The 19,932-nt window shown below is 71.2% G+C and carries 20 protein-coding genes; 11 read left to right on the top strand and 9 right to left on the bottom strand.

Translation table 11 applies throughout. The features are described from left to right. The first annotated feature begins 400 nt into the window (after positions 1-400). The 7 genes from ACH4VX_RS34700 to ACH4VX_RS34670 all read left to right on the top strand — a co-directional run bounded on the left by ACH4VX_RS34700 (position 401) and on the right by ACH4VX_RS34670 (position 8,077). On the top strand, positions 401-1,450 hold the full coding sequence (locus ACH4VX_RS34700) for a BMP family protein (RefSeq protein ID WP_398373204.1): 1,050 nt from the start codon (positions 401-403) through the stop codon (positions 1,448-1,450). 150 nt (positions 1,451-1,600) lie between these two features. Next, positions 1,601-3,226 carry an ABC transporter ATP-binding protein gene (locus ACH4VX_RS34695; RefSeq protein WP_398373211.1) on the top strand — a complete coding sequence of 542 codons (1,626 nt, stop codon included), beginning with the start codon at positions 1,601-1,603 and terminating at the stop codon, positions 3,224-3,226. Beyond that, positions 3,226-4,350: an ABC transporter permease gene (locus ACH4VX_RS34690; RefSeq protein ID WP_398373203.1), complete on the top strand. Its 1,125-nt coding sequence runs from the start codon at positions 3,226-3,228 to the stop codon at positions 4,348-4,350. The genes ACH4VX_RS34695 and ACH4VX_RS34690 overlap by 1 nt, the downstream gene beginning before the upstream one ends. Beyond that, positions 4,347-5,621: an ABC transporter permease gene (locus tag ACH4VX_RS34685; RefSeq protein WP_398373202.1), complete on the top strand. Its 1,275-nt coding sequence runs from the start codon at positions 4,347-4,349 to the stop codon at positions 5,619-5,621. Before ACH4VX_RS34690 ends, ACH4VX_RS34685 begins: the two co-directional genes overlap by 4 nt. Beyond that, positions 5,618-6,031 (top strand): cytidine deaminase, encoded by a 414-nt coding sequence (locus ACH4VX_RS34680; RefSeq protein WP_398373201.1) that lies wholly within the window; start codon positions 5,618-5,620, stop codon positions 6,029-6,031. Before ACH4VX_RS34685 ends, ACH4VX_RS34680 begins: the two co-directional genes overlap by 4 nt. A gap of 89 nt (positions 6,032-6,120) precedes the next feature. Then, positions 6,121-7,398 carry a thymidine phosphorylase gene (locus ACH4VX_RS34675; RefSeq protein ID WP_398373209.1) on the top strand — a complete coding sequence of 426 codons (1,278 nt, stop codon included), beginning with the start codon at positions 6,121-6,123 and terminating at the stop codon, positions 7,396-7,398. A 94-nt stretch (positions 7,399-7,492) separates the two neighbouring features. Further along, entirely contained in the window at positions 7,493-8,077 is a 585-nt protein-coding gene (locus tag ACH4VX_RS34670) for a Uma2 family endonuclease (protein WP_398373200.1), read from the top strand. Position 8,078: 1 nt separating this feature from the next. On the opposite strand, the gene ACH4VX_RS34665 is transcribed toward ACH4VX_RS34670, so the two are convergent. Continuing rightward, positions 8,079-8,999: an AEC family transporter gene (locus ACH4VX_RS34665; RefSeq protein WP_398373199.1), complete on the bottom strand. Its 921-nt coding sequence runs from the start codon at positions 8,997-8,999 to the stop codon at positions 8,079-8,081. 126 nt (positions 9,000-9,125) lie between these two features. Between ACH4VX_RS34665 and ACH4VX_RS34660 the strand changes: the two genes are divergently transcribed. Then, positions 9,126-9,527, top strand: a complete 402-nt coding sequence (locus ACH4VX_RS34660; protein ID WP_398373197.1) for an STAS domain-containing protein — start codon at positions 9,126-9,128, stop codon at positions 9,525-9,527. Here ACH4VX_RS34660 and ACH4VX_RS34655 read toward each other — a convergent pair. Then, positions 9,411-10,427 carry a sigma-70 family RNA polymerase sigma factor gene (locus ACH4VX_RS34655; protein WP_398373195.1) on the bottom strand — a complete coding sequence of 339 codons (1,017 nt, stop codon included), beginning with the start codon at positions 10,425-10,427 and terminating at the stop codon, positions 9,411-9,413. The genes ACH4VX_RS34660 and ACH4VX_RS34655 overlap by 117 nt on opposite strands. Positions 10,428-10,713: 286 nt before the next feature. Continuing rightward, complete coding sequence (locus ACH4VX_RS34650; RefSeq protein ID WP_398373193.1) at positions 10,714-11,997, bottom strand: MFS transporter; 1,284 nt, start codon at positions 11,995-11,997, stop codon at positions 10,714-10,716. A 63-nt stretch (positions 11,998-12,060) separates the two neighbouring features. On the opposite strand from ACH4VX_RS34650, the gene ACH4VX_RS34645 reads away from it, so the two are divergent. Then, positions 12,061-13,023 carry a LysR substrate-binding domain-containing protein gene (locus ACH4VX_RS34645; RefSeq protein ID WP_398373191.1) on the top strand — a complete coding sequence of 321 codons (963 nt, stop codon included), beginning with the start codon at positions 12,061-12,063 and terminating at the stop codon, positions 13,021-13,023. 135 nt (positions 13,024-13,158) lie between these two features. On the opposite strand, the gene ACH4VX_RS34640 is transcribed toward ACH4VX_RS34645, so the two are convergent. Beyond that, on the bottom strand, positions 13,159-13,920 hold the full coding sequence (locus tag ACH4VX_RS34640; RefSeq protein ID WP_398373189.1) for an alpha/beta hydrolase: 762 nt from the start codon (positions 13,918-13,920) through the stop codon (positions 13,159-13,161). Between the two features lie 113 nt (positions 13,921-14,033). Here ACH4VX_RS34640 and ACH4VX_RS34635 point away from each other — a divergent pair, with 113 nt between their 5' ends. Both ACH4VX_RS34635 and ACH4VX_RS34630 read left to right on the top strand, forming a co-directional pair. Continuing rightward, positions 14,034-15,191 carry an adenosine deaminase gene (locus ACH4VX_RS34635; RefSeq protein ID WP_398373188.1) on the top strand — a complete coding sequence of 386 codons (1,158 nt, stop codon included), beginning with the start codon at positions 14,034-14,036 and terminating at the stop codon, positions 15,189-15,191. 137 nt (positions 15,192-15,328) lie between these two features. Beyond that, positions 15,329-15,676: an ATP-binding protein gene (locus tag ACH4VX_RS34630; protein WP_398373186.1), complete on the top strand. Its 348-nt coding sequence runs from the start codon at positions 15,329-15,331 to the stop codon at positions 15,674-15,676. An 87-nt stretch (positions 15,677-15,763) separates the two neighbouring features. Here the strand turns inward: ACH4VX_RS34630 and ACH4VX_RS34625 are convergent, their stop codons facing one another. The 5 genes from ACH4VX_RS34625 to afsQ1 all read right to left on the bottom strand — a co-directional run bounded on the left by ACH4VX_RS34625 (position 15,764) and on the right by afsQ1 (position 19,885). Further along, positions 15,764-15,964 (bottom strand): PspC domain-containing protein, encoded by a 201-nt coding sequence (locus ACH4VX_RS34625; protein WP_398373184.1) that lies wholly within the window; start codon positions 15,962-15,964, stop codon positions 15,764-15,766. Between the two features lie 59 nt (positions 15,965-16,023). Next, positions 16,024-16,605, bottom strand: a complete 582-nt coding sequence (locus tag ACH4VX_RS34620; protein WP_398373183.1) for a VanZ family protein — start codon at positions 16,603-16,605, stop codon at positions 16,024-16,026. Positions 16,606-16,687: 82 nt separating this feature from the next. Further along, the gene (locus ACH4VX_RS34615) at positions 16,688-17,326 is read right to left on the bottom strand and encodes a hypothetical protein (protein ID WP_398373181.1); all 639 of its coding nucleotides are present in this window, start codon (positions 17,324-17,326) and stop codon (positions 16,688-16,690) included. After that, on the bottom strand, positions 17,323-18,924 hold the full coding sequence (locus tag ACH4VX_RS34610) for an ATP-binding protein (RefSeq protein WP_398373180.1): 1,602 nt from the start codon (positions 18,922-18,924) through the stop codon (positions 17,323-17,325). Before ACH4VX_RS34610 ends, ACH4VX_RS34615 begins: the two co-directional genes overlap by 4 nt. A 283-nt stretch (positions 18,925-19,207) precedes the next feature. After that, entirely contained in the window at positions 19,208-19,885 is a 678-nt protein-coding gene (afsQ1, locus tag ACH4VX_RS34605) for a two-component system response regulator AfsQ1 (RefSeq protein WP_398373178.1), read from the bottom strand. Positions 19,886-19,932 lie beyond the last annotated feature (47 nt).

Genomic DNA, 19,932 nt, shown 5'->3' with positions numbered 1-19,932 from the left:
CGGGCGCCGTCTCAACGCCGCGGGCGGACTGGGCCGTGGCTCGTCTGGTGTCGCGGGGGGGGGCTTGTCATCAGCGGCCTCGCTGCTGGGTGGTGGGGGGGGGGGGGGGGGGGGGGGGGGGGCGCGGGGGGGGGGGGGGGGGGGGGGGGGGGGGGCGGGGGGGGGGGGGGGCCCCCCGGGGGGGCCCCCCCCCGCTCCGCCGTTCCCGCCCCCGCTCACCCACAGCCACCTCGCGTTCGCACCCGGCAACACCCTGGCCGCCGCTCGGCTCCGTGTTGGCCACGGCCGGATAACAAGGTGGACAGAAGGGGTGTTCAGGCAGGTCTACGCGCGTTAATCTGCGGCAAAGCCAGCGCCGCAGCTGAACACGTCCCGGCGCTTGTACGACTAGGAGCACCACATGCGCCGGATTTCCCGGATCACGGTCGCAGGCGCAGCGACCGCCTCTCTGGCCCTCGCCCTCTCCGCCTGCGGTTCCACCTCCACCTCCTCGGGCTCCTCGGAGTCGAAGGGGGACAAGGGCCTCGCCATCGCCTACGACGTCGGCGGCAAGGGCGACCAGTCCTTCAACGACGCCGCGTACGCGGGCCTGGAGCAGGCGAAGAAGGAGTTCGGCTACGAGACGGCCGACGTCGAGCCCACCGACGGCGAGACGGACGCCGACAAGGAGCAGCGCCTGGTCTCGCTGGCGAAGCAGGGCTACAACCCGGTCGTCGGTGTCGGCTACGCGTACGCCGCCGCCGTGAAGGGTGCCGCGGAGAAGTACCCGGACACCACCTTCGGCATCGTCGACGACGCCACCATCGAGGCGGACAACGTCGCCGACCTGGTCTTCTCCGAGGAGCAGGCCTCCTACCTCGCCGGTGTCGCCGCCGCCGAGAGCACCAAGAGCAACGTGGTCGGCTTCGTGGGCGGTGTGGACATCCCGCTGATCCACAAGTTCCGCGTGGGCTTCGAGCAGGGCGTCAAGGACACCGACCCCAAGGTCAAGGTCATCTCGCAGTTCCTGACGCAGACCGCGGAGGAGGGCGGCTTCTCCAGCCCCGACAAGGGCAAGTCCGCCGCCGAGGGCCAGATCGAGAAGAAGGCCGACGTCGTCTACGCGGCCGCCGGCCTGTCCGGCCAGGGTGTCATCGAGGCCGCCGCCGCCAACAAGGTGTGGGCGATCGGTGTCGACTCCGACCAGTACCGGCAGGAAGCCCTCGCCAAGTACAAGGACTCGATCCTCACCTCGGCGATGAAGGACGTCGCCAAGGCGGTGTACAACCTGGCGAAGTCGGTCGAGGACGGCAAGCCCGCGACCGGTATCGTCAAGGGCGATCTGAAGACGGGTGAGGTGAGCCTGTCGAACTCCAACCCGAAGTTCGCGGAGGACGCCGAGCTCCAGGAAGCCATCGAGACGGCCAAGGAGAAGATCGTCAGCGGCGAGATCAAGGTCAAGTCGAGCTGATACACCCCCTGAACCACCGCGGGGTCGCGACCTCTCGACGGGGTACGAGGAGCCGGGCTCCTCGTACCCCGTCGGTCAAGGGCGCCACCCCTTTGTATGCCGTAGGGGCGCTACGCGCGTAGACGGCCCCCGTCCCCAGGAGAGTGCGTCATCAACGCGTCCAGCAGCCCTCCGGCCGGAGCGGCGGTCAACGATTCGGCGACCGCCGTGGAACTCGCCGGGATCACCAAGCGCTTCCCCGGTGTCGTCGCCAACCACGACATCCACTTCACCGTCCGCAAGGGCACCGTGCACGCCCTCGTCGGTGAGAACGGCGCCGGCAAGTCGACCCTGATGAAGATCCTCTACGGCATGCAGAAGCCGGACGAGGGCACCATCGCGATCCACGGCGAGCAGGTGAGCTTCTCCTCGCCCGCCGACGCCATCGTCCGCGGCATCGGCATGGTGCACCAGCACTTCATGCTCGCCGACAACCTCACCGTCCTCGAGAACGTCGTCCTCGGCAGCGAGAAGCTCCACGGCATCGGCGCGAAGGCCCGCCGCAGGATCAAGGAACTCTCCGAGCGCTACGGTCTCGGCGTCCGCCCCGACGTCCTGGTCGAGGAGCTCGGCGTCGCCGCCCGGCAGCGCGTGGAGATCCTCAAGGTCCTCTACCGCGGCGCCACCACCCTGATCCTCGACGAGCCCACCGCCGTCCTCGTCCCGCAGGAGGTCGACGCCCTCTTCGACAACCTGCGCGAGCTGAAGGCCGAGGGCCTGTCGGTCATCTTCATCTCCCACAAGCTGGGCGAGGTCCTCTCCGTCGCCGACGAGATCACCGTCATCCGCCGCGGCACCACGGTCGGCACGGCCGTCCCCGCCGGGACGACCCCGCGTCAGCTCGCCGAGCTGATGGTGGGCAGCGAGCTGCCGACGCCCGAGACGGCCGAGTCGACGGTCACCGACCGCCCCGTCGTCACCGTCGACCGGCTGCGCCTGGCGGCCCCCGGCGGCAAGGCCCTGCTCGACGACATCAGCTTCACCATCCACGCGGGCGAGGTCCTCGGCATCGCCGGTGTGGAGGGCAACGGCCAGACCGAGCTGGTCGACGCGCTCATCGGTCTGAAGCACGCCGACTCCGGCGTCATCCGGCTGGCCGACGAGGAGATCACCTCCTGGGCCACCCGCAGGCGCCGCGAACAGGGCATCGGCTACATCCCCGAGGACCGCCACCGCCACGGCCTGCTCCTGGAGGCCCCCCTCTGGGAGAACCGCATCCTCGGTCACGTCACCGAGAAGCCCAACGCCAAGGGCGTCTGGCTCGACCCCGGGGCCGCCCAGGAGGACACCCGCCGGATCGTGACGGAGTACGACGTCCGCACCCCCGGCATCGACGTCACCGCGGCCTCCCTGTCCGGCGGCAACCAGCAGAAGCTGATCGTCGGCCGCGAGATGAGCCACAAGCCGCGCTTCCTGATCGCCGCCCACCCCACCCGCGGTGTGGATGTCGGCGCGCAGGCCGCCATCTGGGACCACATCCGCGAGGCCCGCCGCGAGGGCCTGGCCGTGCTGCTGATCTCCGCCGACCTGGACGAGCTCATCGGCCTGTCCGACACCCTCCGGGTGATCTACGACGGCAAGCTGGTCGCGGACGCCGACCCGGCCACCATCACCCCGGAGGAACTCGGCACCGCCATGACCGGCGCCGCCGAGGGCCACCTCGAACACGACGAGACCCCCGAGACCCCGGCCGACGGCAGCACGTCCGCCGGGTCCCCGGAAGACGAGGCCCGCTGATGAAGAAGTTCGACAAGGAGCGCGTGCTCCTCGCGGTGGCCGGGCCGGTCATCGCGCTCGCCGTGGCCTTCGTGCTCAGCGCGATCGTCCTGGTCGCCTCCGGCAAGAACCCGGTCGAGCCGTTCGCCATCATGTTCGAGCAGGCCGGCTTCTCCGACATCCAGGTCCTGATCATCAACCAGGCCTCGATGTACTACATCGCCGCCCTGGCGGTCGCCATCGGCTTCCGGATGAACCTGTTCAACATCGGCGTCGACGGCCAGTACCAGCTCGGCGCCATGATGGCCGCCATCGTCGGCGCGCACGCGAACCTGCCGGCGTTCCTCCAGGTTCCGCTGCTGCTGCTGACCGCCGTTCTCACCGGCGCCTTCTGGGCCGGCATCGCAGGTGTCCTCAAGGTCACCCGCGGCGTCAGCGAGGTCGTCGCCACGATCATGCTCAACGCGATCGCCACCTCGCTCATCGTCTACATGTGGAAGCCGGACGTCTTCGGCGTCAAGATCGGCAACAACAGCACCACCGGCGAGATGTACGAGTCCGGCTGGATCCCCGGCATCGGCATGGGCGCGGCCGGCGAGATCTACGGCCTGCTGGTCCTCGCGATCCTGCTCGGCATCGGCTACTGGATCGTCCTCAACCGGACCCGCTTCGGCTTCGACCTGCGCGCCTCCGGTGCCTCCGAGTCCGCCGCCGCGGCCAGCGGTGTCAACCCCAGGCGCATGGTCCTCACCGCCATGCTGCTCTCCGGCGCCATCGCCGGTCTCGCCGGTCTGCCGATCCTCCTCGGCGACTCCCACACCTACAACCTCAACTTCCCCACCGGCATCGGCTTCCTCGGCATCGGCATCGCCCTGCTCGGTCGCAACAGCCCGGTCGGCATCGCCTTCGCCGCCCTGCTGTGGGCCTGGCTCGACAAGGCCTCGCCCGAGCTCGACTTCCACGGTTACGACAAGGAGATCGCGGTCATCATGCAGGGCCTGATCGTCCTCTCGGTCGTCGTCTCCTACGAGGCCGTCCGCGAGTGGGGACTGCGCCGCCAGCAGCGCCGGGTCGGCGCGGAACTCGCCGCAGGGCACGTCCTGGGCGCCGACAACAACACCACGAAGGAGGTGGCCGGCCGATGACCGCTCCGACCACAGCGACCGACGTCAACCAGCCGTCGCTCGAGCACGCACCGCCGGCCGGCCGCCGCATGTCGTGGCCGGTACTGCTCCTGGTCATCGCCGGAGCCCTGGCACTGGTCTCGATCGTCCGCCTCGTCACCGGCGCGGACGGCATCACCAACGTCAGCCAGATGTCCACCGCCCTCCAGCTCGCGGTCCCGATCGGCCTCGCCGGTCTCGGCGGCCTCTGGGCCGAGCGCGCGGGCGTGGTCAACATCGGCCTCGAGGGCATGCTGATCCTCGGCACCTGGTTCGGCGCCTGGGCCGGATTCCAGTGGGGCCCGTGGACCGGTGTCCTCGTCGGCATCATCGGCGGCGCGCTCGGCGGCCTGCTGCACGCGATCGTCACCGTCACCTTCAACGTCAACCACATCGTCTCCGGTGTGGCCATCAACATCCTCGCCCTCGGCGCCACCCGCTACCTCGCCCCGCTCGCCTTCGAGGGCCACCAGGGCGGCTCCGCCAAGCAGTCCCCGGCGGTCGACTCCCTCGGCCACTTCACCGTGCCGGGACTCTCCGACGGGCTGAGCGACCTCAACGACAAGGGCTGGTTCTTCGTCTCCGACGTCGCCGGCCTGCTCGGCGGACTGGTCACCAACGTCTCCTGGCTGACCCTGATCGCCGTCGCGCTCGTCCCCGCCACCTGGTGGATCCTGTGGCGCACGGCGTTCGGCCTGCGGCTGCGCTCCTGCGGCGAGAACCCGATCGCCGCCGAGTCCCTCGGCGTCAACGTCTACAAGTACAAGTACCTCGCCGTGATCATCTCCGGCGGCCTGGCCGGCCTCGGCGGTGTCTTCCTGTCCATCGTGGCCAACCCCTTCTACCTGGAGGGCCAGACCAGCGGCCGCGGCTACATCGGCCTCGCCGCGATGATCTTCGGCAACTGGATGCCGGGCGGTCTCGCCATCGGCGCCGGCCTGTTCGGCTACACCGACAGCCTCAACCTGCGCGGCGGCTCCGCCAACGTGCACGCCCTGCTGCTGCTCGGCGCGCTGCTGCTGGTCATCGGCGCGATCTGGCTGGCCGTCCGCAAGAAGTACGTCCAGGCGGTGATCACCCTGATCATCGGCGCCCTCGTCTGGGCCTGGTACGCCGGCACCAACGAGGTCCCCAACCAGGTCGTCTCCGCCACGCCGTACGTCATCACCCTCGTCGTCCTCGCGCTCTCCGCCCAGCGGCTGCGCATGCCGAAGGCGGACGGCATGCCGTACCGGAAGGGACAGGGCAAGTGACCTCGCCCGGATCCACCGCGGCCGACGTCGACTGGGAGGCGCTGCGCGCCACCGCGCGGGACGCCATGTCCCACGCCTACGCCCCCTACTCGGGCTACCCGGTCGGCGTCGCGGCCCGGGTCGACGACGGACGTACGGTCTCCGGCTGCAACGTCGAGAACGCCTCGTACGGGCTCGGGCTGTGCGCCGAGTGCGGACTGGTCTCGGAGCTCCAGCGCACCGGGGGCGGCCGGCTCACGCACTTCACCTGCGTGGACGGCGCCGGCGAGATCCTCGTCCCGTGCGGCCGCTGCCGCCAGCTGCTGTACGAGTTCGGCGGCCCCGGTCTGCTCCTCGAGACCCCGGCGGGAATCCTGCCGCTGTCGGAGATGCTGCCGCAGGCCTTCGGCCCGCAGCACCTCACCAAGTAATTCCCGCGCGGCCCCTCCGGGCGACAGCCGTTACCGTCGACCGGAGGGGCCGCGCCGTTCGCACCCCGGAAGGAACGCCAGCCATGGCCATGGACGTCATCTCCGTCATCCGCACCAAGCGGGACCGCGGCGAACTCAGCGACGAGCAGATCGACTGGGTGATCGACGCGTACACCCGCGGGGAGGTGGCCGACGAGCAGATGTCGGCCCTCGCCATGGCGATCCTCCTCAACGGCATGAACCGGAGCGAGATCGCCCGCTGGACGGCCGCGATGATCGCCTCCGGTGAGCGCATGGACTTCTCCTCGCTCTCCCGCCCCACCGCCGACAAACACTCCACGGGCGGCGTCGGCGACAAGATCACCCTCCCGCTGGCCCCGCTCGTCGCGGCCTGCGGCGCGGCCGTCCCGCAGCTGTCCGGCCGCGGCCTCGGCCACACCGGCGGCACGCTCGACAAGCTGGAGTCGATTCCCGGCTGGCGCGCGCTGCTCTCCAACGAGGAGATGCTGTCGGTGCTGGACGGTACCGGCGCGGTGATCTGCGCGGCCGGTGACGGACTGGCCCCGGCGGACAAGAAGCTGTACGCGCTCCGGGACGTCACGGGCACGGTCGAGGCGATCCCGCTCATCGCCTCCTCGATCATGTCGAAGAAGATCGCGGAGGGCACCGGCTCCCTGGTCCTGGACGTGAAGGTCGGCACCGGCGCCTTCATGAAGACGCTCGAGGACGCCCGCGAACTGGCCCGCACGATGGTCGGCCTGGGCACCGACTCCGGCGTGCGGACGGTCGCCCTCCTGACCGACATGTCCACCCCCCTCGGCCTGACCGCCGGCAACGCGCTTGAGGTCCGTGAGTCGGTCGAGGTCCTGGCGGGCGGCGGCCCCTCGGACGTCGTCGAGCTGACCCTCGCCCTGGCCCGCGAGATGCTGGACGCGGCGGGCCTGCGCGACGCCGACCCGGCGAAGGCACTCGCCGACGGCTCCGCGATGGACGTCTGGCGCCGCATGATCTCGGCCCAGGGCGGCGACCCGGACGCGGAACTGCCGGTGGCCCGCGAACAGCATGTGATCAAGGCCCCGTCCTCCGGCGTCCTGACCCGCCTGGACGCCTACGGCGTCGGCGTCGCCGCCTGGCGCCTCGGCGCGGGCCGGGCCCGCAAGGAGGACCCGGTCCAGGCGGGCGCGGGCGTCGAACTCCACGCCAGGCCCGGCGACACCGTGACGGAGGGCCAGCCCCTCCTGACCCTCCACACGGACACCCCGGAACGCTTCGAGTACGCACTCCAGGCGGTGGAGGGCTCCTACGACGTCGAGGCCCCCGGCACGGACTTCGCCGCCACGCCGGTGGTGCTGGAACGTATCGCCTGACCAGCGGTTTCCCTGATCGGGTGAACGGGACCGGTGGACCCCCACCGGTCCCGTTCGGCATGCTGGACTCGGTGACGCACCGAAGGAGACCGCCATGAGCGCACTCACCGTGAGCCAGGAACCCGAGCAGAGCTGGGACGACCTCGTCCGGTTCTGGGAGGAGATGGAATGGCCCGAGGGCAGCAAGGTGGAGATCATCGAGGGGATCATCACCGTGTCACCTGCTCCCGCGTACCGTCACAACTTGATCGCGGAAAGTATTCAGCGTCGCCTCTACTCAGTGATTCCACCGGACTGGGGGATCTTCCAGACGTTGGCGATCGCCGTGCCTTCGCGGATGGGCATGCTCATTCCGGATCTTGTGGTGGCCCCGAGGCGGGACCACACGGAATCGGACACCCACATTCCCGCCGCCCTCGCCGAGCTGGTCGTCGAGGTCACCTCGAAATCCAATGCCCGCGATGACCGAGTGGGCAAACTTGCCGCCTACGCCACTGCGGGTATCCCGCTGTACCTTCTGGTCGACCGCTGGGCCCCCGACGGGCCGACCGCGACGCTCTATGGTGCCCCGAAGGGTGATGTCTACCGCCCCTTGAGCACGGCGAAGTTCGGCGAGCCGATCAAGCTCCCCGCCCCCTTCGACCTCGTCATCGACACCAGCGAGTTCCCCGAGACCTGAGTCACCCCAGCAGCGCCGCGACCACCACCAGTACCGGCACCGACAGCACCGTCGACACCAGGATCGCCTCCCGGGCCAGCTTCTCGCCCACCCGGTAGCTGCTCGCGTACGTGAAGAGGTTCTGGGCGGCCGGAAGGGCCGACGTCACCACCACGTCCAGCAGGTGCGCCCCGCGCAGGCCGAAGAAGCCCACCGCCAGCGCCCAGGCGGCCAGCGGCTGGCCCACCGCCTTCAGCGCCACGGCGAGCAGCACCGCCCCTCTATCGCCGCCCCGCAGGGGCAGCGTGCTGCCGCGCAGCGAGATGCCGAAGGCGAGGAGCACGGCGGGGACCGCCATGTTGCCGATCAGGGTCACCGGGTCCCACACCGGGCCCGGTATCTCGACCCCGGCCGCCGACACCGCCACCCCCGCCAGCGACCCCACCGCGATCGGATTGCGCAACGGGGTCAGCAGCCGCCGCCACAGCGGCTGCTTCTCGCCCGCCGTCGACAGGTCGAGGATCGTCAGCGCGACCGGCGTGACCCCGACCAGCTGGAACAGCAGCACCGGCGCCACCAGCGAGGCGTCGCCCAGCACGTACACGGCGATCGGGATGCCCAGGTTGCCGGAGTTGACGTAGCTGGAGCACAGGGCGCCGATGGTGGTGCGGCCCACGCCCCAGCGGCGTACGACACCCACCGCGACGAAGACGCCCGCCACCGTCGCCGTGCTCAGCGCGGTGACCAGGAGCCGGCTGGAGAAGACCACCGACAGGTCGGCCCGGGCGAGCGTGGTGAACAGCAGGGCCGGGGACGCCACATGGAACGCCAGCTTCGTCAGGACCTCGCGGCCCTGCGCGCCGAGATGCCCCCGGCGGCCGATGACATAGCCGACGCCGATGACGACGGCGATCACCAGGAACCCGCTCAGCACCCCCTGCACGGCAGCTCCTCGCGGACGCGGAGGGTACCGGACACCGTGGACGGAGATGATCTATGGCGCATACACCCAACCCTCCGGGGAGGGACATGCGCAGGTCAATGTGATCCTTGCGGCGCAGGCCCCGCGATGAGTTACGCGCCGCTGCCCGGTCTACCGGTCGTGGACGCCATGACACCGCCCGTACTCGTGCTCAACGGCCCTCTCGCCCCGGACGAGGTGAGCGGACCCTGCGACGCACTGCGGGCGCTGCTGGACGGGGGAGGCGGTGGTGGTGGCTCGGGCCGGGTGGTCGTGTGCGATGTCGCCGGGCTGGGGCCGGCCGGTCTCGCCGCCGTCAACCTGCTCGCACGGCTCCAGCTCACCGCCCGCCGGTCCGGCGGCCGGATACGGCTGCGCGACCCCTCTCCGGCGCTATGCGCCCTGCTCGACCTGGTCGGCCTCCGCTTCGAGATGGAGGGGCAGCCCGAACAGCGGGAACCACCGCTCGGTGTCGAGGAAGCAGTGGAACCCGGTGATCCGGCCGTCTGAGATCTCCAGCACCTGGACCGCCCACGGAGTGAAACCGCCGGCCTCCGGGTCGGGCTTGTACTGTGCGAACCCGGGCAGTCCGTTGACCTCCACCGGCACCAGCCGCGAACCCGCGCAGGCGGCGCCCAGCGTCGTCATGAAGCCCGTGATGTCCTGGGCGCCGGTCAGCCACAGGTCGAACGGCGGCATCGTCATGAGGGCGTCCTCGTGCAGCAGCGCGGTCAGCGCCGACATGTCGTACCCCTCGAACGCCGCCACATAGCGCTCGAGCAGCTTCTGCTGCTCCTCGTCCAGCGGGTCGGACACCGACGCGTCGGCTCCCGGCTGCTGCCGCTCGGCCAGCGTGGCCCGGGCCCGCTGGAGCGCGCTGTTCACCGACGCGACCGACGTGCCCAGCAGCTCGGCGACCTCGCTCGCCCTCCAGGCCAGCACCTCCCGCAGGATCAGCACCGCCCGCTGCTTGGCCGGCAGCTGCTGCAGCGCGGCCATGAACGCCAGCCGCACCGACTCCTTGGCGACCGCGGCCTCCGCCGGGTCGGCGGGCGTGGGCAGCACCCGGGAGTCGGGCATCGGCTCCAGCCACGTGTTGTCCGGGCGGGGCGACAGGGCCGCCCGCGCCAGCGGTGTGGACTCGGTCAGGTCCATCGGCCGGGCGCGTTTGTTGCCCGCGGTCAGCATGTCCAGACACACATTGGTCGCGATGCGGTACAGCCACGAGCGCAGGCTGGAGCGGCCCTCGAACTTGTCGAAGCTGCGCCAGGCACGGATCATCGTGTCCTGCACCGCGTCCTCCGCCTCGAAGGAGGAGCCCAGCATCCGGTAGCAGTACCCGGTCAGTTCGACCCGGTGCGCCTCCAGCCTGGCGTCCAGGTCGGTCTTCGTCGCGGTGCCGTTCGTCATCGTCCACCCACCCCATGTGGTGTCGTCGTGGTCCACCACTCCGGAAGCTACCGCAGCCCACTGACAACGGCCCGCCGTGTGAACGAACGTGCAGGCCAGGGCTGCCGGCGCAGAAGGTTTCCCGCCCCCGCCGCCCCGTCCCCGGACCCCCGTCCCTCGAACGCCGGAGGGGCTGGAAGTCAGCCCGTCCGGCGTTCGAGGGACGAGGCCCGTTCAGGGCCGAAGGGGGTCTGGGGGCGCAGCCCCCAGGGGTCGGGACGGGAAGGGGCGGCGGGGGCGGGAAAAGTCAGGCCGGCCGGACCACGGCAGCCCGCGCCGCCGCCCGCGTCCCGGCCAGGGTGATCGCCGCGACCCCGGCCACCGCCACCAGCCCGACCCCCACCGTCCCGCCCCAGCCACCCGCGTGGAAGGCCAGCGCACCCACCGTGCTCCCCACACTGGACCCGACGTAGTACGCGGACTGATACAGCGCGGACGCCTGCGCACGCCCCACCGTCGCCGTCTTCCCGACCGCCGCCGACGCCACGGCGTGCCCCGCGAAGAAGCCTCCCGTGATCAGCACCAGTCCCAGCAGCACCAGCGACAGCGAACCGGCCAGCGACAGCACCAGCCCCGCCGCCGTCGTGCCACCACCCGCGTACAGCGCGCCCCGGCGACCCAGCCGCCCCACCAGCCGCCCGGCCGCCGAAGCGGAAACCGTACCCACCAGGTACACCAGGAAGATCGAGCCCACGATGCCCTGCGGCAGTGAGAACGGCGCCTCGGTCAGCCGGTAGCCGATGACCGTGTACACACCGCCGAACACCGTCATGAACAGCGCGCCGATCGCGTACAGCCGCCGCAGCAGCGGGTCGGCGAGATGGTCCCGGACGGTGCGCGCCAGCACGCGCGGCCGCAGCGAGCCCTGCCGGAAGTGCTTCGGCGCCGGCAGCAGCAGCCGGAACGCCACCGCGCACACCACCGCGACCACGCCGATCACCCCGACGGCGACCCGCCAGCCCCACTCCTGCGCCACCCAGCCGGTGATCACCCGGCCGCTCATCCCGCCGACACTGTTGCCGGCGACGAACAGCCCGATCGCGGTCACCAGCGCCTTCGGCGTGACCTCCTCCGCGAGATACGCCGTCGCCGACGCCGGCAGCCCGGCCAGCGCCGCACCCTGCAGCGCCCGCAGCGCCACCAGCGCGCCCAGCGACGGCGCGAACGGCACCAGCAGCCCCACCGTCACCGCGACGGCCAGCGAGGCCGTCATGACCGTACGCCGTCCATAACGCTCCGACAGCGCGCTCATCGGCAGCACGAACAGCGCCAGGCCACCGGTCGCCGCCGCCACCGTCCAGCTCGCGTCACCCGCGCTCACCGCGAAGTCGCCGGAGATCAGCGGCAGCAGGGCCTGGGTGGAGTACAGCAGCGCGAAGGTCGCGACGCCCGCGAGGAACAGGGCGAGACTCATCCGGCGGTAACCGGGTCCGCCCGGAGACATCCGGGACTCGGAGACGGGCGGCTGGGCGGAGGGAACGGATGCGACGGCGCCCACGCTGGTGGACGCCCCGGTACTGGCGGGAGTCATGCCTCGAAGCTACGTACGCCCCCGCTCATCCGTCCAATGCACGGAATCGTCATAATCGTTCCTATGGCGCATCAGCAGAGGTCACGGAGTCGACTGTCACGGAGCAGTGACACACAAGACACGGAGGACATGTCGAGGCTGCTGGCACCCCGCCTCGCCCACTTCGCCGGCGTCGCCCGCACCGAGCACGTCACCCGCGCCGCCCAGGAGATGCAGGTCCCGCAGTCCACCCTCTCCCGGGCGATGGTCCGCCTCGAACAGGACCTGGGCGTCGAACTGTTCGCCCGCCACGGCCGCACCGTCTCCCTCACCCCGGCCGGCCGCACCTTCCTCACCTCCGTCGAACGCGCCCTCGCCGAGATCGGGCGCGCCGCCGAAGAGGTACGCGCCGACGCCGACCCCGCCACCGGCAAGGTCGCCTTCGGCTTCCTGCACACCATGGGCGCCGAGACCGTACCCGGCCTGCTGCACGCCTTCCGCGCCGACCACCCGCGCATCCGCTTCAGCCTGGTCCAGAACTACGGCGAGGCCATGCTGGAACGTCTCCGCGCGGGCGAACTCGACCTGTGCCTGACCTCCCCGGTGCCCGACGCCCCCGACCTCGTCGCCCGCCGCCTCGACGAGCAGAAACTGCGCCTGGTCGTCCCCGTGGACCACCGCCTCGCCGGCCGCCGCCGCATCCGCCTCGCCGAGGCCGCCGACGAGACCTTCGTGACCCTGGAACCCGGCTACGGCCTGCGCCGCATCACCGACGACCTCTGCACCCAGGCCGGCTTCAAACCCCGTATCGCCTTCGAGGGCGAGGAGGCCGAAACCCTGCGCGGCCTGGTGGCGGCGGGCCTGGGCGTGGCCCTCCTGCCGCCGCCGGCCTTCCCCCGCCCCGGAGTGGTCGAACTGACGGTCACGGCCCCCAGAGCGGCCAGAGAGATCGGCGTGGCCTGGCTGGCCGGCCACCCGGACACACCCCCGGTGGCGGCCTTCAAGAAGTTCCTGCTCAGCAAGAGGGGCACGCTGCTGCCGGCCTGAGGAGGGGGTGACTGGCTGCCGGCGCGGGGGCAACACCCCCAGGGGCGTGGGGCTGTATCGATATGCGGCTCCGCCGCGTGGGCGCGACAAGCCACAACGAGCCCGCACCGGCCGTACGACGGTCAGCCACCGGCGCTACCGCCGCAGAGACTTTCCGAACCCGACAGCGAGCGGCATCCGCAACCCCAACGGCGGAGGCGCCGCCAAGGCATCCTGCACAGGCCGCGAGAACGCCCGCCCGAACAGCACCCCCATCACGAAGTCCTCCGCCAGTGCCAGCACTTCCTCCCGGTACTGGCTCAAACCGTGCCCGTCCGAATGGACTTCGAACCTGCACACCTCCCGGTTCGCCTTCTTCGCCCGCGCGGCCAGCCGGAACGACAACTCGGGATCGCTCCGCGCGTCGTTCGTGCCGTGCACGATCAGCACCCGCCGCCCGGCGAGCTGTTTCACCGGTTCGGGTGGCGCCGCCACATCCTCGTCCGGCAGCCAGGGGGCCAGCGCCAGCACGGAGTTGACGGCCTCGTGGCCCCCCGCGCGGAGCGCGGCCCTGCCGCCCATGCCGAGCCCGGCGAGGCAGACGGGGACGTCCCCGTAGCGCCGTACGGCCTCGTCGGCGGCCCACGCGGCGTCGCGCGCGAGATGCGCCTCGCTGCCGTTCCAGCCCCGGTAGCGGTAGTGGACGACATGGGCGGCGAGATTCTGCTCCCGGCCCGTGCGGGTGAGACGGCGCCCCAGAGCGCGTACGGAGGCGGCCGCCAGCACGGCGGACGGTCTGCGGCCGGACACCTCCTCGCCGCCGGGGAGCAGCAGCACCACTCCGCCCACCGCCGTCGGCTCCGGGCCGAGCGCCCTCCCCAGCCGGGCCATGCGAACCGGCGTCGCTTCCTGTGCCATGGCAGAACATTCTCAGAAGTGCGGGTGTACTCCACCCGGCCGTGCGGTCACCATTACGTATCGACGAATGTGTCCACCAGGTGATCTACGCGCGTAGGAGTTAGGGTGCGGAAATGACGAGCCAGACCATCGCGAACACCCCGACGACGGAGCAGATCCGCCGGGCGCCCAAGGTTCTGCTGCACGACCACCTCGACGGCGGGCTGCGCCCCGGCACCGTCGTGGACCTGGCCCGCGAGAGCGGGTACCTCCAGCTCCCCGAGACCGACCCCGACAAGCTCGGCCTGTGGTTCAGGGAGGCCGCCGACTCCGGCTCCCTGGAGCGGTACCTGGAGACGTTCTCGCACACCGTCGGGGTCATGCAGACCCGCGACGCCCTCGTCCGGGTCGCCGCCGAGTGCGCCGAGGACCTGGCCGGGGACGGCGTCGTCTACGCCGAGGTGCGCTACGCGCCCGAACAGCACCTCGAGGGCGGACTGACCCTCGAAGAGGTCGTCGAGGCGGTCGACGAGGGCTTCCGGCAGGGCGAGCGGCGCGCGAGGGAGAACGGTCACCGCATCCGGGTCGGCGCCCTGCTCACCGCGATGCGGCACGCCGCCCGCGCCCTGGAGATCGCCGAACTCGCCAACCGCTACCGGGACCTGGGCGTCGTCGGCTTCGACATCGCGGGCGCCGAGGCCGGCTACCCGCCCACCCGGCACCTCGACGCCTTCGAGTACCTGAAGCGGGAGAACAACCACTTCACGATCCACGCCGGTGAGGCGTTCGGGTTGCCGTCCATCTGGCAGGCCCTGCAGTGGTGCGGCGCCGACCGGCTCGGGCACGGGGTGCGCATCATCGACGACATCCAGGTCCACGACGACGGCACGGTCGAACTCGGCCGGCTGGCCTCCTACGTCCGGGACAAGCGCATCCCGCTGGAACTCTGCCCGAGTTCCAACCTCCAGACCGGGGCCGCCGCTTCGTACGCCGAGCATCCCATCGGTCTGCTGCGCCGGCTGCACTTCCGGGCCACGGTGAACACCGACAACCGCCTGATGTCCCACACCACCATGAGCCGGGAATTCGAGCACCTGGTCGAGGCATTCGGTTACACGCTCGACGACATGCAGTGGTTCTCCGTCAATGCGATGAAATCAGCGTTCATTCCTTTCGATGAACGACTGGCCATGATCAATGACGTCATCAAGCCCGGATACGCCGAGCTGAAATCCGAATGGCTGTTCCGTCAGACGGCTTCCACCAGCGGTTCTCCGGTGACGGAAAGCTGAGAGGGGCGTCCACGGGAAACGTGAACACCGCCGATGCCCACCATCCGTCCGCATTTCGATGTTTGCGGCGGGAGGGGCCCCGTGTTTACGGTCTCGGTACCGCTCACTCCCCGTATCCCATTTCGAGGACGCAATTCATGAAGCAGTCTGCTGCCAAGACCCTCGGTGTCGCCGTGCTGGGTGCCGCCTTCGCCGCCGCCGGTGCCGGCGCCGCCAGTGCGGCCCCGGCCGTCCCGGACGCCGCTCCGGCGCTGGACACCGTCAACCGGGCCGTCCCGGCGGAGAAGCTGGCCACCGCGGTGCCCGGCTCGGACCGTGCGCTGGCGACGGGCCAGGAACTGGCCGGCACCGGTGTGGCGACCGCGCGGCCGATCGCCCAGCAGGCGGGCCCCGAGACCCCGGCCACCGGTCTGCTCGGCGGCATGCCGCTGCAGGACCTGCCCACCCAGGGCGTCACCCTCAACGGGATGCCGATCGGCGCCTGACCCCGCCAGGCGGAAACACGCCGATGGGGCGCACCCGGAACCGGGTCGCGCCCCATCGGCGTACTCGGGGGAGACGGCGCCGCGGAGTTACCAGGCCGCCCGGGCCTTGCCCTCCGACGGCAACAGGATCCACAACGCCATGTACAGCAGGAACTGCGGCCCCGGAAGCAGACACGACAGCAGGAAGATCACCCGCATCGTGGTCCCGGAGGTACCGAAGCGCCGGGCCAGCGCGGCGCACACTCCGCCGATCATGCGGTCGTTGGTGGGGCGGGCGAGGCGGCTCATCGCGGCTCCTTCGTGAGTGGTACGAGGCCTCCCGACCGGCTGCCTCTGTGCACTCCACGTTACGGAGACGAAGGGGGCAAAGCGTCGCTCCACGGGGCGATCCCGACCCTGGGAATCGTCGGGGTCCTACCCTGAGCCGGCTCCTCCGGGAGGAGGGCCGTGACGGACCGCCGTACCGTCCGGCGGTGCAGCCAGGCGCGGCCGGCCGGCACCACCGCCGCATGCACGAGCGCCGCGCCCGCCGTGTTGAGCAGCAGCGAGTCGACGTCCACGACCTGACCCGGCACCGCCGTCTGCAACATCTCGACGGCCAGCGACACCAGCGCGGTCGCCGCCATGGTGCGGATCAGCGAACCCAGTCGGGAGACGGCCAGCCGGCCCCCGGCCACCGGCAGCAGCACGCCCAGCGGCGCGAGCAGCGCCAGCCCCTCGCAGATCCGGCGGACCCCCGTCGCCCAGCCCAGCGCGAAGTCGCCCCGGATGCCGTCCAGTGGCCGCAGATTGGCGGGCATCACCCAGGGGACGTCCAGAGGGCGCAGCGCGTACCAGGCGACGAACGCGAGATGCGCGCCCAGGAGGAGACTCCCTGTCACGCGGATACGGGTCGCGGCGGTGCCGCCGATGAAGCCTTGACGCTGCACGATCCCCTAGACGCGGCCTCCGGCACGATCGGTTCCGGGATGTCACCCGTTCACCGCATGAGGCATGCGCCACAGCGGGGACTCACCCGCCGGTGGCCTCCGAGGACGGCGGTTCCTCGTCGTCCGGACGGGACCGGACCTCGTCCGTGCACTCGTAGCGGCGCGGCCGGGCGTCGTCGGGCCCGCCCAGGATCACCGAGCCGTCGCCCTCGGCCGCCGCCGAGTCGGAGAAGGTGCACACGATCTGCGCGAGCCCGGCGGAGGTGAGGCTCCCGGGCGCGGCGCTCAGCCGCAGCGTGTCCTCCGGATCGCCGGACCGCGGACCGCTCACGGTCGTACCGCGCCGTACCCGCGTGCTGTACTCGGCCTGCTGCTCGGCGGCCGACGGCTCCCGGGACAACTCGTCCAGCAGCCCCTGCGCCACCAGCACGCGCCGCGAGTCCGCCGCCCCGTCCGGCACCCGCACCGTCCGGTCGACGGCCACCAGCGACGACCCGCACAGCAGGAACACCTGCACCGGCAGCCCCCGCTCCGCCTGCGTCGACACCTCCGGCCCGGCCGGCGAGCAGCGCACCCGCGACGGCGCCGGACCGAAGTCGGTCGGCACCTCCGTGGCCCGTATCCCGCACCCGGCGAGCAGCACTCCCAGCGCCCCGGCCGCCAGCAGTCCCGGCACACGGCGTACGGCAGTCCGTCGTACGGCAGTCCGTCGTACGTTCATGAGGCGTCCCCCTCGGTACCGTCGTCCTCGATGCCGTCGGCCGTCTCCGAGGGGTTCTGCGCGGACACGTCCCGCGGCAGCCGCAGGGTGAACACGGCACCGCCCTCAGGGGAGTTGGCCGCGGTGATCTCGCCTCCGTGGATGTGGGCGTTCTCCAGCGCGATGGACAGGCCCAGGCCACTGCCCTCGGAACGCGGCCGCGAGGCGCTCGCCTTGTAGAAGCGGTCGAAGACGTGCGGCAGGACCTCCTCCGGGATGCCCGGCCCGTGGTCCCGCACCTCGATGACCACCACGCCCCCGTCCCCGGCGCCCTCCGCGCCGTCCTCCCGCACCGAGACCCGCACCGGCGACCCGCCGTGCTTGAGCGCGTTCCCGATCAGATTCGCCAGGATCACGTCCAGCCGGCGCGGGTCGATCCGGGCGTGGATGCCGCGCTCGGCGTCCAGGTCGACCGCGTCCAGCCAGGCGCGCGCGTCGATGCAGGCGGTGATCTGGTCGGACATGTCGACGTCGTCGAGGACCAGCCGGGCGGTGCCCGCGTCGAAGCGGGTCACCTCCATCAGGTTCTCCACCAGGTCGTTCAGCCGCCGGGTCTCGCTCACCACCAGCCGTACCGCGGGCTCGATCATCGGGTCGATGCCGCCGCCCTCGAACTCCAGCTCCTCCTCCAGGACCTCGGTCACCGCCGTGATCGCGGTCAGCGGCGTACGCAGCTCATGGCTCATGTCCGCCACGAACCGCCGGGACGCCTCGTCGCGCCCTGCCATGTCCGCCACCCGTTTCTCCAGCGCCTCGGCCGCCTTGTTGAACGTCCTTGACAGATCAGCGAGTTCATCGGTGCCCGACACCCTGAGCCGGGTGTCCAGCTTCCCCTCGCCGAGCCGTCGCGCGGCCACCCCGAGCCGCTGCACCGGCTTCAGCACCGTCGTGGCCGCCGCGTGCGCGAGCAGCGCGGAACCTATCAGCGCGAGCCCGGTGGCGATCCCCAGCGACCAGGCCAGCGAGTTGAGGTCCTTGGCCTCCGGCTCCAGCGACTTCAGCATGTAGCCGGTCGGCCCGCCGCCGATCAGCCTCGTCCCCGCCACCAGGTACGGGGTGTCGCCGTCGACGATCCGCTGCCAGTACAGATGGTGCGGGTACGTGTTGTTCGACGTGATCTCCTGCCGCTCGGTCACCGCCTCGCGCAGCGAGACCGGCACGTCCTGCAGCGAGAAGCCGTTCAGCCCGCCCGAACTGCCGTACACGGTCCGTCCGTCGGGATTCTCGGCGACCAGCAGCACGGTGAAGCGCTGGCTGCTGGTCGCCATCTGGCCCGCCGTGCGCTGCAGTTCGTCCTGCGTGGGGTGCTCGGGCAGCGCGCCCGCCCGGTTCCGCATCTCCTGCTCGAAGTCGCGCAGCACCGCGTCCTGGGTGCGGGTCAGCACCGACTCGCGGTTCAGCCAGTACGCGATGCCGGACGCGGACACCGCGGCGGTGAGCGCGACCAGCCCGAACACCACGACCAGCCGCAGCCGCAGGCTGGTGAACCGCAGCCGTGACCAGACTCCCCTGCGCACCGCGGACCAGTCGCGGGAGCTCCCCTGGTGCTGTTGTGTCACGGAGACCTCCGAGGACGCTCCCGGCCGCGACCGGGGAAGGAATCGAGCTCCTGCGGAGCAGGGCGAGAAACGGGGTTTTCGCCCCATGGCGGAAAAACCGCCCACACGGTCGGACGGGCCGACCGTCGTGCGTCGCGGGAGCCGGGCACGCGCGACTCCCGCGTCCTGACGGACAACCGGGCAGGTTCCGTCCCGGCCGGCGCGGAGAGGGCCGGACTCGTCCGCTCGTCGAGCGAACGAGCCGCTTGAGCCAGGAATCCCCTTGCTTCAGCGGGGGGAGGGTTCAATGAGGCGTGTCCAGTCGGTAACCGACACCGCGCACGGTACGGATCAGCGTCGGGGACGACGGCACGTCCTCGACCTTGGCGCGCAGCCGCTGGACACAGGCGTCCACCAGACGCGAGTCGCCCAGGTAGTCGTGCTCCCACACCAGCCGCAGCAACTGCTGCCGGGACAGCGCCTGCCCCGGCCGCCGGCTCAGCTCCAGCAGCAGCCGCAGCTCGGTCGGCGTCAGCTGGAGGTCCTCGCCGTTCTTCGTCACCGTCATCGCCGAGCGGTCGATGACCAGACTGCCGAAGGTCGCCGAGTCACTGGACTCCCGCTCCCCGCGCCGCAGCACCGCCCGGATACGGGCGTCCAGCACCCGGCCCTGCACCGGCTTGACGACGTAGTCGTCGGCGCCGGACTCCAGCCCGACCACCACGTCGATATCGTCGTTGCGCGCGGTCAGCAGGATGATCGGCAACTGGTCCGTGCGCCGGATGCGCCGGCACACCTCGAACCCGTCGATGCCGGGCAGCATCACATCCAGCACGATCAGATCCGGCCGCTGCTCACGCAACAGCTTCAGACCGTCCTCACCGCTGGCAGCGGTCGCCACCCGGTGACCCTGGCGCGTCAGTGAGAGCTCCAGGGCCGTACGGATGGCGTCGTCGTCCTCGATCAGCAACAGTGAAGGCACGGGCCCATTCTGGCCCATGGAGGGCTTCCTGTTCGACCCGTGGGCGG

Source organism: Streptomyces sp. NPDC020731, from assembly GCF_044334705.1.
GTDB lineage: Bacteria > Actinomycetota > Actinomycetes > Streptomycetales > Streptomycetaceae > Streptomyces.
The sequence above is the reverse complement of the archived record's forward strand: the minus strand, read 5'-3'. Positions and strand labels throughout refer to the sequence as shown.

Excerpts from the sequence above, each read along its gene's own strand:
- ACH4VX_RS34700 (WP_398373204.1), top strand. The coding sequence starts at position 401 with ATGCGCCGGATTTCCCGGATCACGGTCGCAGGCGCAGCGACCGCCTCT.
- ACH4VX_RS34690 (WP_398373203.1), top strand. The coding sequence starts at position 3,226 with ATGAAGAAGTTCGACAAGGAGCGCGTGCTCCTCGCGGTGGCCGGGCCG.
- ACH4VX_RS34685 (WP_398373202.1), top strand. The coding sequence starts at position 4,347 with ATGACCGCTCCGACCACAGCGACCGACGTCAACCAGCCGTCGCTCGAG.
- ACH4VX_RS34675 (WP_398373209.1), top strand. The coding sequence starts at position 6,121 with ATGGACGTCATCTCCGTCATCCGCACCAAGCGGGACCGCGGCGAACTC.
- ACH4VX_RS34670 (WP_398373200.1), top strand. The coding sequence starts at position 7,493 with ATGAGCGCACTCACCGTGAGCCAGGAACCCGAGCAGAGCTGGGACGAC.
- ACH4VX_RS34660 (WP_398373197.1), top strand. The coding sequence starts at position 9,126 with ATGAGTTACGCGCCGCTGCCCGGTCTACCGGTCGTGGACGCCATGACA.
- ACH4VX_RS34655 (WP_398373195.1), bottom strand. The coding sequence starts at position 10,427 with ATGACGAACGGCACCGCGACGAAGACCGACCTGGACGCCAGGCTGGAG.
- ACH4VX_RS34650 (WP_398373193.1), bottom strand. The coding sequence starts at position 11,997 with ATGACTCCCGCCAGTACCGGGGCGTCCACCAGCGTGGGCGCCGTCGCA.
- ACH4VX_RS34645 (WP_398373191.1), top strand. The coding sequence starts at position 12,061 with ATGGCGCATCAGCAGAGGTCACGGAGTCGACTGTCACGGAGCAGTGAC.
- ACH4VX_RS34640 (WP_398373189.1), bottom strand. The coding sequence starts at position 13,920 with ATGGCACAGGAAGCGACGCCGGTTCGCATGGCCCGGCTGGGGAGGGCG.
- ACH4VX_RS34635 (WP_398373188.1), top strand. The coding sequence starts at position 14,034 with ATGACGAGCCAGACCATCGCGAACACCCCGACGACGGAGCAGATCCGC.
- ACH4VX_RS34630 (WP_398373186.1), top strand. The coding sequence starts at position 15,329 with ATGAAGCAGTCTGCTGCCAAGACCCTCGGTGTCGCCGTGCTGGGTGCC.
- ACH4VX_RS34625 (WP_398373184.1), bottom strand. The coding sequence starts at position 15,964 with ATGAGCCGCCTCGCCCGCCCCACCAACGACCGCATGATCGGCGGAGTG.
- ACH4VX_RS34615 (WP_398373181.1), bottom strand. The coding sequence starts at position 17,326 with ATGAACGTACGACGGACTGCCGTACGACGGACTGCCGTACGCCGTGTG.